This is a genomic window from Nocardioides sp., from assembly GCF_025964975.1.
GTDB lineage: Bacteria > Actinomycetota > Actinomycetes > Propionibacteriales > Nocardioidaceae > Nocardioides.
In genome coordinates this window covers 1-15,407 of sequence record NZ_JAOPXV010000135.1, presented here as the reverse complement: position 1 = coordinate 15,407, position 15,407 = coordinate 1, and the positions used below count along the sequence as shown (strand labels likewise).

15 protein-coding genes are annotated in these 15,407 nt (G+C 70.1%); 7 read left to right on the top strand and 8 right to left on the bottom strand.

The window, feature by feature from the left end:
* Positions 1-5 precede the first annotated feature (5 nt).
* The 4 genes from JWN68_RS10045 to JWN68_RS10030 are packed head-to-tail and all read right to left on the bottom strand — an operon-like array spanning position 6 to position 3,969.
* Positions 6-1,613 carry a serine/threonine-protein kinase gene (locus JWN68_RS10045; protein WP_297738282.1) on the bottom strand — a complete coding sequence of 536 codons (1,608 nt, stop codon included), beginning with the start codon at positions 1,611-1,613 and terminating at the stop codon, positions 6-8.
* A 36-nt stretch (positions 1,614-1,649) separates the two neighbouring features.
* Positions 1,650-2,732, bottom strand: a complete 1,083-nt coding sequence (locus tag JWN68_RS10040; RefSeq protein ID WP_297738280.1) for a branched-chain amino acid aminotransferase — start codon at positions 2,730-2,732, stop codon at positions 1,650-1,652.
* A 9-nt stretch (positions 2,733-2,741) separates the two neighbouring features.
* Positions 2,742-3,821 (bottom strand): 3-isopropylmalate dehydrogenase, encoded by a 1,080-nt coding sequence (locus JWN68_RS10035; protein WP_297738278.1) that lies wholly within the window; start codon positions 3,819-3,821, stop codon positions 2,742-2,744.
* Between the two features lie 10 nt (positions 3,822-3,831).
* Complete coding sequence (locus JWN68_RS10030) at positions 3,832-3,969, bottom strand: hypothetical protein (RefSeq protein ID WP_297738276.1); 138 nt, start codon at positions 3,967-3,969, stop codon at positions 3,832-3,834.
* A gap of 410 nt (positions 3,970-4,379) precedes the next feature.
* On the opposite strand from JWN68_RS10030, the gene JWN68_RS10025 reads away from it, so the two are divergent.
* The 3 genes from JWN68_RS10025 (at position 4,380) to JWN68_RS10015 (ending at position 7,297) form a co-directional block, all read left to right on the top strand.
* Entirely contained in the window at positions 4,380-4,946 is a 567-nt protein-coding gene (locus JWN68_RS10025; protein ID WP_297738274.1) for a class I SAM-dependent methyltransferase, read from the top strand.
* A 165-nt stretch (positions 4,947-5,111) separates the two neighbouring features.
* Positions 5,112-5,720: a hypothetical protein gene (locus JWN68_RS10020; RefSeq protein ID WP_297738272.1), complete on the top strand. Its 609-nt coding sequence runs from the start codon at positions 5,112-5,114 to the stop codon at positions 5,718-5,720.
* Between the two features lie 62 nt (positions 5,721-5,782).
* Positions 5,783-7,297 carry a signal peptidase I gene (locus tag JWN68_RS10015; protein ID WP_297738270.1) on the top strand — a complete coding sequence of 505 codons (1,515 nt, stop codon included), beginning with the start codon at positions 5,783-5,785 and terminating at the stop codon, positions 7,295-7,297.
* Between the two features lie 7 nt (positions 7,298-7,304).
* Here JWN68_RS10015 and JWN68_RS10010 read toward each other — a convergent pair whose 3' ends face one another.
* Positions 7,305-7,964, bottom strand: coding sequence for a hypothetical protein (locus tag JWN68_RS10010; protein ID WP_297738268.1), 660 nt, complete (start codon positions 7,962-7,964; stop codon positions 7,305-7,307).
* Between the two features lie 61 nt (positions 7,965-8,025).
* Here JWN68_RS10010 and JWN68_RS10005 point away from each other — a divergent pair, with 61 nt between their 5' ends.
* Positions 8,026-9,483, top strand: coding sequence for a PLP-dependent aminotransferase family protein (locus JWN68_RS10005; RefSeq protein WP_297738266.1), 1,458 nt, complete (start codon positions 8,026-8,028; stop codon positions 9,481-9,483).
* Between the two features lie 23 nt (positions 9,484-9,506).
* Here the strand turns inward: JWN68_RS10005 and serA are convergent, their stop codons facing one another.
* The 3 genes from serA to JWN68_RS09990 all read right to left on the bottom strand — a co-directional run bounded on the left by serA (position 9,507) and on the right by JWN68_RS09990 (position 13,406).
* Positions 9,507-11,093 (bottom strand): phosphoglycerate dehydrogenase, encoded by a 1,587-nt coding sequence (serA, locus tag JWN68_RS10000; protein WP_297738264.1) that lies wholly within the window; start codon positions 11,091-11,093, stop codon positions 9,507-9,509.
* A 75-nt stretch (positions 11,094-11,168) separates the two neighbouring features.
* Positions 11,169-11,873, bottom strand: coding sequence for a DsbA family oxidoreductase (locus tag JWN68_RS09995; RefSeq protein ID WP_297738263.1), 705 nt, complete (start codon positions 11,871-11,873; stop codon positions 11,169-11,171).
* 45 nt (positions 11,874-11,918) lie between these two features.
* Complete coding sequence (locus JWN68_RS09990; RefSeq protein ID WP_297738261.1) at positions 11,919-13,406, bottom strand: cytosine permease; 1,488 nt, start codon at positions 13,404-13,406, stop codon at positions 11,919-11,921.
* A gap of 174 nt (positions 13,407-13,580) precedes the next feature.
* On the opposite strand from JWN68_RS09990, the gene JWN68_RS09985 reads away from it, so the two are divergent.
* The 3 genes from JWN68_RS09985 to JWN68_RS09975 all read left to right on the top strand — a co-directional run.
* Positions 13,581-14,060 carry a hypothetical protein gene (locus JWN68_RS09985; protein WP_297738259.1) on the top strand — a complete coding sequence of 160 codons (480 nt, stop codon included), beginning with the start codon at positions 13,581-13,583 and terminating at the stop codon, positions 14,058-14,060.
* A 111-nt stretch (positions 14,061-14,171) separates the two neighbouring features.
* Positions 14,172-14,867 (top strand): DUF4832 domain-containing protein, encoded by a 696-nt coding sequence (locus JWN68_RS09980; protein ID WP_297738339.1) that lies wholly within the window; start codon positions 14,172-14,174, stop codon positions 14,865-14,867.
* 127 nt (positions 14,868-14,994) lie between these two features.
* Positions 14,995-15,407: ATP-binding cassette domain-containing protein (locus JWN68_RS09975; protein WP_297738257.1), on the top strand; the 413-nt coding region annotated here is incomplete at its 3' end.

Here is a 15,407-nt window from a genome sequence, read left to right as displayed (position 1 = left end):
GTAGGTCAGGGCTGGAGGTAGGTCGGCAGGGTGAAGTCGGCGAACGGCCGGTCGTTCGCGGGCGTCCAGTCGGGCCCCTGCGCGGTCGCGACCGCGCCGAGTCCGGTGGCCGCTGCACAGGTGAGGATGGCCGCGAAGAACCACACCAGCGGGCGGGCGCTGATCGGGTGCGACACCCGCTGCACCGGGGACCGCGCCCGACGACTGCCCGGCCCCCACCACATTCCCGCGCCCAGCACCACGCCGACGATCCCGAGGGACGTGAGCATCGGAGCGCCGGCCGCGAAGCAGAGCAGCGCCGCAGCCAGGGCGAGGCCCGTGCTCCACAGCACCAGCAACAGGGCACCGGGGATCGAGGCAACCGCGTGCCAGGGCGCGGCGAACAGCACCTGCACGCCGTCGTACCACTTGGTGCCTCGCGTCTGACGCCGCAGCCCGGCAGAGCTCGCCGCCATCGAGCCGCTGCGCAGGATCCAGATCACCAGGCTGAGCACCAGGAGCGCGAGGTATGGCGCCAGGGCGACGGCGCCGCCGACGACCCCGAGTCCCGCGGCCACGAGCACACCGCGGCGGACCTTCTCGAAGGTGCCGACCGCGGCGGTGGGGGTGCCGTCGGGCAGCACTCGGGTCGCCTGGGGCCGCGGAGAGGTGTCGTAGGACGGCTCTCTTGGACCTGAGTCTCGTGAAGACTCAGGTCCAAGGATGCGGGACGAGACCTCGGTCGGGTCGGTTGCCGTGGCCATCGCAGCCACCGCCAGCGGCATGGTGAACGGGTCGTCGGGGAGGGCCTTGGGACGGTCGGGTCCGAGCGTGGCGAACCAGTCGCGCAGCTCGTCCAGGGAGGGCCGGTTGCGGGGCACGGGCTCCAGGGTGTCCTCGACCACACGCCGGATGGCCGGGTCGAGCCCGGACAGCTCGTGCTCGCCGCGACGGACGCGATCCATGATCGCCATCGAGGGTCCGCGACCGAACGGCGCCCGACCGGTGCCGGCGAAGGCGACGGTGGCGCCCCACGAGTGCACGTCCGAGGCAGCCGTCGCGTCCTTGCCGAAGAGGATCTCAGGCGCGAGGTAGCCAGGGGTGCCGAGGAGCCAGCCGGTGTGGGTGAGCTTGGGGTCGTCGGCGACCCGAGCGAGCCCGAAGTCGATCAGGATCGGGGTCCGGCCCTCCATCAGGATGTTGGAGGGCTTGATGTCGCGGTGGAGGACGCCCACCTCGTGCACCGCCGCCAGCGCTTCTGCCAGGCAGCTCGCGAACCAGACAAGGTCGTCGCCGCCGATGCTGCCCTCTTCGTGGACGTGGTCGTGCAGCGAGAGTCCGGGGACGTAGCGGGTGGCGACGTAGGGAATGTCGCCCCAGGGGTCGGCGTCGACGATCTCCGCGACCCGCCGCGACTTCACCCGGGTCAGCGACGACACCTCGCGTGCCAGCCGTCGGCGTGCCTCGTCGTCCCCGACGATGTGCGGTCGCAGCACCTTGAGCGCGACCCGTTGCCCGCCGGGCTTGCGGGCCAGGTGGACCACGCCCATCCCGCCCTCGCCGAGGCGGGTCAGGAGCTCGTAGTCGCCGACGCGCAGACCCGGAGGGACCTGCTCGGGGCGGGAGGTCGTCACGGGAGCGAGATTACCGCTCCCAGCACGCGGAACTCGTCAGCCGACCGGGTGCATCCAGCCGAAGGTGTCGTCGGCCCGGCCGAACTGGACGTCGACGAGCGCCTGGCGGATCCGCATCGTGAGCTCGGTGGACGCCGGCGCGGGCACCTCGCCGCCGGCCCACTTCAACGACCCGACGGGGGTCACGACCGCAGCCGTGCCGCACGCGAAGATCTCGGTGATCGCGCCGCTGCTGACGCCCTCACGCCACTCGTCGATCGAGAACCTCCGCTCCTCGACCTGGTGGCCGAGCTTGCCGGCGAGCTCGATGATCGAGGCGCGGGTGATGCCCTCGAGGATCGTCCCGGTCGCCGGGGTGACGATGCGACCGTCGTCGAAGACGTAGTACATGTTCATGCCGCCGAGCTCCTCGACGTAGGTCCCGTCCTGCGCGTCGAGGAAGACGACTTGGTCGCACCCGTGGGTGGTGGCCTCCTGCTGGGCCACGAGCGAGCTGGCGTAGTTGCCACCGGTCTTCGCCGCGCCCATGCCGCCGCGACCGGCGCGGGTGTAGTCCTCGGTCAGCCAGAGGGTGACCGGCTTGACCCCGCCCTTGAAGTAGGCGCCTGCGGGGGACGCGATCACCATGAAGGTGACGTGCTGGGCCGGACGCACCCCGAGGAAGGCCTCACTGGCGAACATGAAGGGTCGCAGGTAGAGGCTCTTCTCTCCCCCACCGTCAGCGTTGTCCGGCACCCAGCGCTCGTCGACCTTCACCAGGGCCTCGACGGCGGCGACGAAGTCCTCGACAGGTAGCTTTGGCAGCGCGAGTCGCTGTGAGGAGCGGATCATCCGCTTGCCGTTCTCCTCGGGACGGAACAGGTGCACAGAGCCGTCGGGGTGCCGGTAGGCCTTCATCCCCTCAAAGGTCTCCTGCGCGTAGTGCAGGACGGCCGTCGCGGGGTCGAGGGTCAACGGGCCGTACGGCGTCACGCGGGCGTCGTGCCAGCCGCGTTCGGGCGTCCACTCGATCGTCACCATGTGATCGGTGAAGTGGATGCCGAAGCCGGGGCTTGCCAGGATCTCGGCCAGCCGGGCGTCGTCGACCGGGTGCGGGTTGGCGGTGGTGCTGATGTCCATGGCGTCAGGCTAACGGTTGAGACGAGCCGCGATCGCGTCGCCGACCTCGGAGGTACGGCGCGTCGTGCCGGGCTCGCGAGCGACCAGGTCCGCCAGCACGGTCGCCTCCACGGCGGCCGACGCCTCCCGGTGGCAGAGGTGGTCGAGCAGCAGCGCGACCGACAGGATCGCTGCGGTCGGGTCGGCCAGCTGCTGGCCGGCGATGTCGGGGGCAGAACCGTGCACGGGCTCGAACATCGAGGGCGCGGTGCGGTCGGGGTTGATGTTGCCGCTCGCCGCGAGCCCGATGCCACCCGTGATGGCGGCGGCCAGGTCGGTGATGATGTCGCCGAACAGGTTGTCGGTCACGATCACGTCGAACCGCGACGGGTTGGTCGTCAGGTGGATCATGGCCGCATCGACGTGCATGTAGTCGGTCGTCACGGCGGGATGCTCCGCGGCGACCTGCTCGAAGACACGCCACCACACCGAGCCTGCATGCACCAGGACGTTGGTCTTGTGGACCAGGGTCAGATGCTTGCGGGGGCGGCGCTCGGCGCGGGCGAAGGCGTCGCGGACCACGCGTTCCACGCCGAAGGCGGTGTTGACCGACACCTCGGTGGCGACCTCGGCGGGCGTGCCGACCCGTAGCGAGCCGCCGTTGCCGGTGTAGGGACCTTCGGTGCCCTCGCGTACGACGACGAAGTCGACCTCGCCGGGGGCCGCCAGTGGGGACGGGATCCCCGGGAAGAGCCTGCTCGGCCGCAGGTTGACGTAGTGGTCGAGCTCGAAGCGGAGCTTGAGCAGCAGGCCGCGCTCGAGGATGCCGGGGGGCAGGTTGGGGTCGTTGGGCTTGCCGCCGACCGCGCCGAGCAGGATCGCGTCGTGCTGCCGGATCTCGGCAAGCACGGAGGTGGGGAGCACGTCGCCCGTGGCGAGGTAGTGCTCCGCGCCGAGCACGTAGTGGGTCTGCTCGAACTTGACCGGAGCGTCCACCGCCTCCAGGACCTTGAGGGCCTCGGGGGTGACCTCCCGGCCGATGCCGTCGCCCGGGATGACGGCGAGCTGGACGGTGCCGCCGCGGCTGGCGAGGTCTGGTGCAAGTGTCATAGCGACGAACCTAGTTGTCGTCGGGGCGTTGTCCGCCGTTGTCTCGCAGGTCAAGCGACTCCTGGACCGCGGTCACGGTGGCTTCGATGCTGCGCGGGTTGTCGGGGTGGTGCTGGGCGGGTCCCCAGTCGGGATACAGGTCGTACACGGGAGTCTCCAATGAAGAGGTGGGTCGAGTGAGGTGGTGTCCGTGCGCCGCGCGGCGGGTGTCACTCGACCCCGCTCATGGATCGCACGAGCGAGGTCGGCCGATGGCCTGCGGATCGCGCGAGGTGGGTCGGAGCGAGATCCGCCGCGAGGCGTCGACGGAGGCGTCGAACAGAGGCGTCAGGGGCGGCACTGCAGGGTGTGAACCACCACTGCTGACAAGGCCACGTCCACGCCGAACACCGCGACGAGTGGGCCTTGTCTGTTAGGCCTCGCCGCGGCAGTCAATAAGTACGTAGACGCTCCGCATGATGCGCTGAGCCTACGACGGGGGCCGGCCAGCCGCAGCCGCATTGCCGCACGTGTTCACGATGCGAGACGCGGGTCTTGTCATGAGAGACTCGCTGCCTCATGAGTGCGCCGCCAGTTCTCCCCGACATCGTCTACCGCGCCTTCGACGTCTCTCGAAAGGCGGGGTACGTCGCCTTCTGCCGCAACGAGACCGGGCGGCTCCTCGCCGCGCTGGCCGCCACGCGCACCGGCACCCTGGCCGAGTTCGGCACCGGGTGCGGCGTCGGCACGGCCTGGTTGCGCAGTGGCGTGCGCAACGGCGCAAGGATCGTGACGGCCGAGCTCGATCCGCGACTGGCGACCGCGGCCGCCGAGATCTTCGAGGACGACGAGAGCGTCGAGGTGCTCGAGGCTGACTGGTCCACCCTGCACGACCGCGGCCCCTACTCCTTGCTCTTCCTCGACTCCGGCGACCCCGAGTCGGTCCGGGTCGACGCCGTCGTGGACCTCCTCGAGCCAGGGGGGATCGTGGTGCTCGATGACTTCACCCCCTGCGAGATGTGGCCGCCGATCTCCTACGGCCGCGTGGACACCTTGCGCGAGGAATGGCTGACCGACGAGCGGTTCACGGCCGTCGAGGTCATGATCGCACCCGACGCGTCGGCGGTCGTGGCGACACGTCGCTGAGGGCCGTCCGGCCCCCGGATGCACGCGCGGCGGACCCGTGTCAGTAATCGTCTAGACCACTCCTTCGGTCATTCGCCGGACACCGGCGCCCAGGTTGCCTACTGTTCGGGGCGACCCCCCGTCGCGTGGCCGATGACTCGGCCGACGCTTTTCGTTGGAGAACACATGTCGAAGCTCTCACTCCGCGCCCAGAAGCTCATGGTCGGCGCGGCCACCCCCCTCGCCGTCGTCCTCGCGGCCGGCATGGTCTACCAGGCGTCGTACGCCGCCTTCACCGGCCAGACCCGCAACTCGGGCAACGAGTGGGCCACTGGCTCGGTCAAGCTGACCGACGACGACGGGGGCGCCGCGCGCTTCCGGGTCGCGAACATGCTGCCGAACGACACGCAGACCAAGTGCATCGTTGTCACCGCCGACGCGTCCGTGCCCAGCACCGTCAAGGGCTACGCGATCAACCCGGTCACCTCGACGTCGGGCCTGGAGAACAAGGTCATGGTCACCATCGTCTCCGGCTCCGGTGGGTCGTTCGACGACTGCACGGGCTTCACGCAGGTCGGCGCTGCCCACGTGTCGGATGCGCCGCTGTCCGCGATCGCCCAGGTGAACTCCTTCGCCGGCGGCTTCGGTGGCTGGGTCGTCCCGGCCGGGGTGTCCTCGAAGACCTACCAGATCTCCTGGCGCTTCGACACCACCGGCATGACCCAGGCCCAGATCGACGCGATGCAGGGCGCCAAGACCGGCATCGACATGCAGTGGGAGATGCAGTCCAACTGACCCGGCCCTGACCTCCGCGCGCGACCTTGGGTCGCGCCGAAGGCCAGCCAGGAGGTGAGCACGTGACCGCCACACTCGCGTCCCCCGACGTCGACGACGCCGCCACCGAGTCCAGCTCGGTAGCGAGCCATCCGTTGCGCGACTGGGCTCACCTCCTCTCCGTGCTCGCGGCCCGCATCTACCGCGCGTACCTGCTCGTCCTCGTCGCGATCGCCCTGGCGCCCGTGCTCTTCGGGTGGGGTTCCTACGTCATCAAGTCCGGCTCGATGGAGCCCTCCGTCCAGGTGGGCGACGTCGTCGTCGCCAAGCCGTACACCCCCGACCAGACCATCCGGGTCGGTCGCGTGTTCGTCTTCGACGATCCCGCCTCTGACGCGGCCGAGCCGGACCTGATCGTGCACCGCATCGTGGAGCGGCGCGACGACGGCGACTACACCACCGCCGGGGACGCCAACGAGGTCACCGACATCACACCCCTGCCACGCACCGACGTGGTCGCCACCGCCGTCATCCTGGCTCCCTACGTTGGGCTGCCCGTCACGTGGGCCCAGTCAGGTCAGTGGCTGAACCTGGTCCTGTGGCTGCTGTTCTCGATGGCCGCGTTCGGTCTCGCCACGCGCAACCTGGCGGGCGAACCACCGAAGTGGGGCCTGCTGCGCCTGATCCGCGACCTGTTCACGCGCGACGGCCCGTCCGACCCCGACGACACCCCGCCGACCACCCACCGCGACGAGAACACGCCGACGCCTCCGCCCAGGTCTCCCGACCACGTCCTGCGGTGCTCCCCCGTGGTCGTCGCGGCGTGCACCGTGCTGCTAGGTACGCTCACGGCCACCGCGAACGCCGGCTTCACCGGCAACACCAGGAACTCGAGCATGACCTGGTCCCCCGGTCCGTGGACGCAGCCCTACGTCGGTGCGGTGCTCACGGACTCCCCGTCCACCTTCTGGCTCCTCGACGAGCCAGCCTCCGCCATCACGGCCCAGGACCGGTCCGGCTCCAACGTCCTCGGCACCTACAAGCCCACGACGATCCGCGGCGAGGCCGGCGGTCTCCTGAACAATCCCGGCACGTCGGTCCGCACAACCGGAGCACTTGCCCTCACCAGCGCCAACCCGCTGCCCTCGTCGGCCACCCACACCACCGAGTTCTGGTTCAGGTCCGGAGACGCCGACGGCGGCTATCTGACCGGGTTCGCGGCCGGCTCCGACGGCGGCGCCCAGTCGGTCGAGGACCGCGTCGTGTGGATGAGCTCGACCGGGAAGATTACCTACGGCAACTGGCCCACCAATCAGCAGCGCATCATCGCGACCCCGCTCTCCTACAACAACAACGTCTGGCACCACGTCGTCGTCGTGTCCACGGCGTCGACCGGCGGGCGTCAGAACACCGTCATCTACGTCGATGGCTCTGCCCGGGTCAGTGGCCAGACCTCCAGGGTCGACACCTACAACGGCTACGTGCGCGTGGGCGGCGGCACGGGGACTGGCGCGTTCAGCGGATCCATCGACAACGTCTCCACCTATGGCACTGCGCTCTCAGCGGCTCGAGTCACTGCGCACTGGAACGCGCGCTGACCTGCACCTACGCCCTGACCGTGACCTCGACCGTGCACCGCGGCAGCATCAGCTGCGCCAGCGGCCCGATGGCCAGCGCGTAGATGACGGTGCCCACCCCGAGGACGCCTCCAAGCAGCAGCCCGACCAGGACCACCGACACCTCCAGAGCCGTGCGCACCAGGCGCAGGGACAAGCCCGTCCGGCGTGCCAGACCGGTCATCAGGCCGTCGCGCGGCCCGCGGCCGAATTGCGAGCCGATGTAGAGCGCGGTCGCCAAGGCGTTGAGCACCACGCCCGCGACGAGCAGGACCACTCGCATCCACAGGGCGTCGGGCTCGACCAGCACGGCCAGGCCTGCGTCCGCCGCCAGGCCCACGATGACCGCGTTGGCGATGGTGCCAATGCCGGGCTTCTCCCGCAGCGGGATCCAGAGCAGGAGCACCACGAAACTGAGCAGCACCACCGCCTGGCCCAAGGTGATGGGCACGTGCCGGATGAAGCCTGAGTGCAGGACGTCCCACGGGGCCAGCCCGAGCGTCCCGCGGACCATCATGGCCAGCGAGACGCCGTACAGGACGAGACCGATGAGGAGCTGGGGGATCCGGCGACCCAGCCGACCGGCGCGCAGCTGGGCGACGGGGCCGAGGTCGACGAGGACGCGGGGGGCATGAACGGTTGCACTCATGCGGGAAGTCTGACAGCAATTGGCCTTCTCTCCGATAGCCAATCGTGGGAGAGTGGCCTGCATGACGCGCACGATCACTGCACGACGAGTGGCCACTCTGGTCGGTCCACTGAGCGGCGCCGAGCGCCCTCTCTACGTCGACCTGGCTGAGCACCTCCGGCTTCTCATCGGTGAGGGACGGATCCCTGCGGCCACCCGTCTGCCGAGCGAGCGCGAGCTCACCGCCGCCCTCGGGGTCAGTCGGACCACGGTGACACGGGCCTACGACGAGCTGCGCGATCGGGAGTACGCCGAGTCCCGCCGCGGCTCCGGCACGGTGACCCGGCTGCCGCTGCGCGCGCAGTCCGTCACGGACCGGATCTTCGCCCCGTGGTCGCAGGACCCCGACGTCATCGACCTCAACTGCGCGGCCCCGAGCGCGCCGGCCGGCGTGTCGGCGGCGTACGCCGCGGCGCTGGCCGACCTGCCGCCGTACCTCTCCAGCCACGGCTATTACCCCGCCGGGCTGGCCCGGCTGCGGGAGGTCCTGGCCGCGACGTACGTCGAACGAGGCCTGCCCACGACCCCCGAGCAGATCATGGTGACCAGCGGCGCCCTGGCGGGCGCGGCCGTGCTGGCCCAGGCGCTGACCGCACCCGGCGACCGCGTGGTCGTGGAGGACCCGGTCTACCCCAACGCCACCCAAGCCTTGGGACACCGCAGCGCCCGGCTGGTCCCGGCGCCGGTGGACCCCGACGGATGGGACGTCGCGGCCACTGCTGCCATCGTGCGCCAGGCGGCGCCCCGGCTCGCCTACCTGATCCCTGACTTCCAGAACCCCACCGGGCTGGTCATGGGCGACGAGCAGCGAGCGGAGTACGCCGCCGCCTTGAAGGCCGCCCGCGTGACGCCGGTGGTGGACGAGGCCCACCAGTCCCTGGCCCTCGACGGCCAGCACATGCCGGCGCCGTTCGCGGCCCACTCCCCTGCAGCGATCACCATCGGGAGCGCCAGCAAGCAGTTCTGGGGCGGGCTGCGCCTCGGCTGGCTCCGGGTGCCGGAGCCGATGATGCCGACGTTGCTCCAGGCGAGGATGAGCCTGGACCTCGGTGCGCCGCTGCTCGAGCAGCTCGCCCTCGTGCACCTGATCGAGGACCGGCACGCGGTGTGGGCGGCCAACCGAGAGCGCCTGCGTCGCCAGCGCGACGTGCTGCTCGACGCCCTCGACGCGCAGCTGCCCGACTGGACGTTCCACCGACCCACGGGTGGGCTGGCGGTCTGGTGCCGGCTCCCCGCCCCCAGGGCCAGCGCGCTGGTGGTCGAGGCGGAGCGGCTCGGAGTGGTGGTCGCGGCCGGACGCGTCTTCGCCGTCGAAGGCGGCCTGGAGCAGTTCGTGCGGCTGCCGTGGACTCGATCGGCCGACGAGCTCGAGCTGGCTGTCAGCCGACTTGCGCGGGCCTGGGCACAAGTAGCGGCCCAGGGTTCCTCGAGGTCGGGTGCGGCGGTCGGGGAGCTCCCCGACCGCCTCACCGTTGCCTGATCGCCGGAGGTCGGCCGGCGACCTCAGACGAGGTCGGCGGCCCGCACCGAGACGGCGTCGATGGCCGCCTCGATCTCGGCCAGCGTCTCGCTCGGGATGGCGGAGTCGACCGACAGCGCCACCAGGGCCTCGCCGCCCTTGTCCTGACGCGAGACCTGCATGCCGGCGATGTTGACGCCGGCGTCGCCCAGAATGACCCCGACGGTGCCGACCATGCCGGGTCGGTCCGCATAGGTGAAGAACGCCAGGTGGTCGGTGGGCTCGATGTCGATCTCGAACCCGTTGACCTCGACCAGCCGCTCCTTCTGGCTGATGCCGACCAGCGTGCCGCTGACCGAGACCTGCGAGCCGTCGGCGAGGGTGCCGCGGATCGTGATCAGGTTGCGGTGGTCGGCACTCTCCGAGTCGGTCACCAGGCGCACCGCGGTGCCGCGCTCGGCCGCGAGAAGTGGCGCGTTGACGTAGGAGACCTGGTCCTCCACGACGTCGGAGAAGACGCCCTTGAGCGCCGCCAGCTCGAGCACCTTGACGTCGAACTCGGTGATCTCACCGCGGACCTCGACATCGAGCTGCTGGGCGACCTCGCCGGCAAGGGCGGTGAAGACGCGACCGAGCTTCTCGGTGAGCGGGATGCCGGGACGGACGTCCTCGGCGATCACGCCGCCCTGGACGTTGACCGCGTCCGGGACGAGCTCACCGTCGAGTGCCAGGCGCACCGACTTCGCGACGGCGATTCCGGCCTTCTCCTGGGCCTCGTCGGTGGACGCCCCGAGGTGCGGCGTGGCGACGACGTTCTCGAGCTCGAAGAGGGGGCTGTCGGTGCACGGCTCCTTGGCGAAGACGTCGATCCCGGCGGCCGCGATCTGGCCGGTCTTGAGTGCGTCGTAGAGCGCCGCCTCGTCGACGATGCCACCGCGGGCGGCGTTGACCAGCACGAGGGAGCTCTTGGCCTTGGTGAGCTGCTCGGCGCCGATCAGGCCCACGGTCTCGGGGGTCTTGGGCAGGTGCACGCTCATGAAGTCGGCCTCGGCGAGCAGGGTGTCGAGGTCGACGAGGCGCACGCCCATCTGAGCGGCCCGGCCGGCCTGCACGTAGGGGTCGTAGGCGATGACCTTCATCCCGAAGGCGCTCAACCGCTGCGCCACGAGCACGCCGATGCGCCCGAGACCGACGATGCCGACGGTCTTCTCGTAGAGCTCGATGCCGGTGTACTTCGAGCGCTTCCACTCCCCGCCCTTGAGCGCTGCGTGAGCCGGGCTGACGTGTCGCGCGGCGGCGAGCATCAGCGCGACGGCCAGCTCGGCGGCGGAGACGATGTTGGACGTGGGCGCGTTGACGACCATGACCCCTGCCTGGGTGGCCGCCTTGACGTCGACGTTGTCGAGGCCGACACCGGCGCGGGCCACGACCTTGAGTTTCTTGGCAGCAGCGAGTGCCTCGGCGTCGACCTTGGTGGCCGAGCGCACGAGGATGGCATCGACGTCGGTGATGGCAGACAGAAGCTCCCCACGATCGGCGCCGTTGCAGGTGCGGATCTCGAAGTCGGGGCCGAGGGCCTCGACGGTGGCGGGGCTCAGTTCTTCGGCGATGAGGACGACAGGCTTGCTCACAGCGGGTTCCTTCGATGTCGGATGATCGAGGTCTGCACGACGCTGTGCTCGGCCCAGCGTACAAGGTGCGCCGGCTCAGACGGCGCACCCGTCCGGTCCGCAGGCATCGCCGTCGCCGACCAGCTGCAGCGACGGGTGCGACTGCTGCCAGGCCCGCTCCAGGACCTGGCTGAACACCTCGGCTGGCTGGGCACCCGAGACACCGAACGCGCTGTCGATCACGAAGAACGGCACCCCGTTGGCACCGAGGGAACGTGCCTGCTCGATGTCGGCGATGACGTCGTTGGCGTGTTCGTCGCTCGCGAGCATCCGGTCGACCGCAGCACTGTCGAGCCCGGCCGAGGTCGCCACCTCACGGAGCACGTCGTGGTCGGCGACGTTGCGGGCCTCGATGAAGTACGCCGACAGCAGCGCCTCCTTCATCACTCCCTGCAGCTCCGGACCGCCCTGGTCGAGGGCGAGGTGGATCAAGCGGTGGGCGTCGAGGGTGTTGACGTGGAGGGTCTCCGGGAGCCGGAACGCCAAGCCGTCCTCGGCCGCCACCGACGTCACCTGGTCCTGCATCTGTCGAGCACCTGCAGGGCTCTGCCCGTACTTCCGGGCCAGCATCACGCTGGTCGACTCGGTCGGGCTCGTGGGCGCACCGGGATCGAGCTGGAAGGAGTGCCAGACGACCTCGACGTCCTCGGCGTGCTCGAAGGTGCTGAGCGCAGCCTCGAGCCGGCGCTTGCCGATGTAGCACCACGGACAGACCACGTCGGACCAGATGTCGATGCGCATACCTGCCACAACCGCGCGCGACGGACCGGTGTTCCCGAGACCGCCTCAGGGTGCTGCTGGAGCGGCGGCCTCCTGGCGGGCGACCGTGGAGCGGCGAGCGACCAGGGTGATCACGAAGCCGATCACGAGGGCCGCGAGGACCCCCAGGTTGGCAAAGGCCCACGCCCCGTCCTTGCCGCCGAGGCCGAGCGGTCCGAGGAGGTAGCCCTGCCAGTTGTTCCAGGTCGTTCCCTCGATGGTGTTGATCACGAGGCCCCAGCCGACGGCCGACGCGCCGACCAGGGTGCCGATCGCGACCCAGTCGACGTCGCCGTACCGACCGCTGGCGTCGAAGAGGGCGGCGTCGTCGTAGTCGCGCTTGCGCAGCGTGAGGTCCGCGATCATGATCCCGGCCCATGCGGCCAGCGGGACACCGAGCGTGATCAGGAAGCTGGTGAAGGGACCGACGAAGCTCTCGGCGAAGAAGACGACGTAGATCGTGCCCAGGGTGAGGAGAACGCCGTCGATGCCTGCTGCGTGAGGGCGCTCGAGCTTCACTCCGAGCGAGAGCAGCGTGAGCCCCGAGGAGTAGATGCCCAGCACGGCTCCGCTGACGAGCGACAGGATGGCGGCGAGGAGGAACGGCACGAGCGCCCAGGTCGGCAGCAACGTGGCGAGCGTGCCGATGGGGTCGCCGGCGACGCCGTCGAGGATCTCGGTGGAGGAGCCGGCCAGCGCCAGGCCGAAGACGACCAGGATGACGGGTGCGAGCGCGCCGCCGAAGGTGTTCCACGCCACGATGGACGATCCCGAGGCGGTGCGCTTCTGGTAGCGCGACCAGTCGGCCGCGATGTTGATCCAGCCCAGGCCGAAGCCGGTCATCACCATCACGAACGCGCCGATCACCGCTTGCGTCGACCCGGACGGGATGTCCTGGACGGCCGCCCAGTTGATGTCGTCGATCGTGAGCACCATGTAGAGCACCGTGACCACGCCGGTGACCCACGTCAGCACGGACTGCATCTTCATGATGACGTGGTAGCCCGCGACGCTGGCGGCGACGATGAGCGCAGCCACGACCACGGCGGCCACGACCTTCGTGCCGGTGCCGCCGCCCCAGCCCAGCCTGGTGAAGATCGTCGCGGTCGCAAGCACGGCCAGGATGGCCAGGAAGGTCTCCCAACCGATCGAGACCAGCCAGGAGATGACGCCCGGCACCTTCTGGCCGCGTACGCCGAAGGCGGCCCGACTGAGGATCATCGTCGGCGCCGAGCCGCGCTTGCCGGCGATGGCGATCACCCCGCACAGGACGAAGGAGATGACGATGCCCACCACCGTCACCAGCACGCCTTGGGCGAAGGAGATCCCGAAGTAGAGGACGAACGAGGCATAGCTGAGCCCGAAGACGCTCACGTTGGCCGCGAACCACGGCCAGAAGAGGTCGCGTGGGCGGGCCGTCCGGTCGGCCTCGTCGATGATCTCGATCCCGGTGTGCTCGACCCCCAGGCGGCGGGTCGTCTGGGTGCCGGAGCTGGCGGGCACGGTGTGGCTCATGGAGACATGATGCACGTTCGGCCGATCTGCTTCGCGTCGGACCCGACCCGCGTAACGTCGGAGCTCCCCCTCCTCGTGACAAGGTCCCCCGATGCCGCGTGCAGACAGTCGTGCTCTCAACCGGGCAGTCGTCCGTCTCCTCACCGTCGCCCTGCGGTCCTCAGCGCACCGGCGATGCCGGGCAGCGCGACCGCCGAGGACAGGACATTCACCCCTGAGCCGTTGCCGTGGAGCGCACCCCACCTGCCCAACTCGTTGCGCGGTCCCTATGCCTGGCTGGGTGCCGACGGCCCCGAGGGTTGGGCCACGCCGGACGTCCACTACCGCGACCAGGTCTACTGGGGGCGGATCGAGGTTAGCGACGGTGCCTACGACTTCTCGTGGTTCGAGGCCGGTCTGGCCGCGGCCGAGGCCCGAGGAGGCAGGTTCGGCTTCCGCGTCATGGCCTGCTGCCCGGGCTGCTGGATGCACCTCCGCGACGACCTCCCCGCAGTCACCCCGAGCTTCGTCCCCCTCCAGCCCGGCACCGACATCCCGGACTGGAACAGCGAGGCGTTCCTGGCGCAGTGGGAACAGCTGATGGCCGAACTCGGCGCCCGCTACGGCGACGACCCGCGGCTGGGCTGGGTCGACGTCGGCGGCTACGGCGCCTGAAGTGAGGGACACACCAACCACCAGGGGGCCGACATCACCAGCGCCAGCAGCAAGCGCGTCATCGGAGAGGTCCTGAAGGCGTTCGGAACAAAGCACGTGGTGGTGAACACGATGAACCCCACGTTCGTGGAGGCGGCGCTGGGCCTGAGCAGGCGGATCGGTCTTCGTACCGACTGCCTCGGCGAGCACAACATGTTCTCGCTGATCCCGTCGAGCTCCGAGCTCCAGCAGGTGTGGAAGCGTGCGCCCGTCATCAGCGAGTGGTGCGGCACCACCACCACGAGCCCCAGTCTCGGCGCTCAGCAGGTCCGGCAGTTCCACGTGTCGCAGATCTCGAGCGGCAACCGCCAGGTCTCATATGCCCTCATGACGCCCCGAGAGGCCGCCGGTTGGCGCGACGCGGTGAAGCGCAGTGGTTACCGCTACACCCTCCGCAGCCTCACCCTGCCTCGCGTGGTCCACGGGCGGAGCACCGTGAAGGTCAGCTCGGTCTGGACGAACCTGGGTTCCGCCCCGACGTACGACGCGTGGCAGGCGCGACTCGAGTTCCGCCGCCGTGACGGCTCGGTCGCGGGCCACGCCCCACTCGGGATCGACCTGCGCCGGGTGCTGCCCGGTACCCGCTCGCATGCGGCGAAGGTCGCCGTCCCGGGCCTGGCAGCCGGGCGCTACACGCTGGCGCTGAGCGTGCACTCGATCGGCGGCTACCTCGCCCCGATGTCCTTGGCGCTGACGTCGAGGGCCGGCGACCGCTACGTGCTCGGCCGAATCAAGGTTCCGCTGACCCCACGCTCGGAGGTTGCCTGACCCCTGAAGGTTGCCTGACCCTCAGGGTGCCCCCGAAGTGGCTCAGGGTTGGGGTGGGGTTGCACGGGGGCCCAGCCGGGGTCGGCACCTGATGTGCCCTCACGTCGCCGCCGCGAGGGTTGACCCCATGATCACTGTTGAGTCACTGACCCGGAGGTACGCCGGCTTCACCGCCGTCGACAACGTCTCCTTCACCGCCCAGCCCGGCCGCGTCACCGGTTTCCTCGGTCCGAACGGCGCCGGCAAGTCCACCACGATGCGCGCGATGGTCGGTCTGACCGTCCCGACATCCGGCTCCGCGACCATCAAGGGAGAACGGTTCGCGGACCTCCCCAACCCCGGCCTCGAGGTGGGCGTCCTGCTGGACGCCTCCGCCCAGCACGCCGGTCGCACCGGCCGCGAGATCCTCGCGGTCGCCGCCGCCACGATAGGCCTGCCCGGCTCTCGCGTCGACGAGATGCTGGAGCTGGTCAGCCTCACCACGACCGAGGCCAGGCGCCGCGTGCGCCACTACTCGCTCGGCATGCGCCAGCGCCTCGG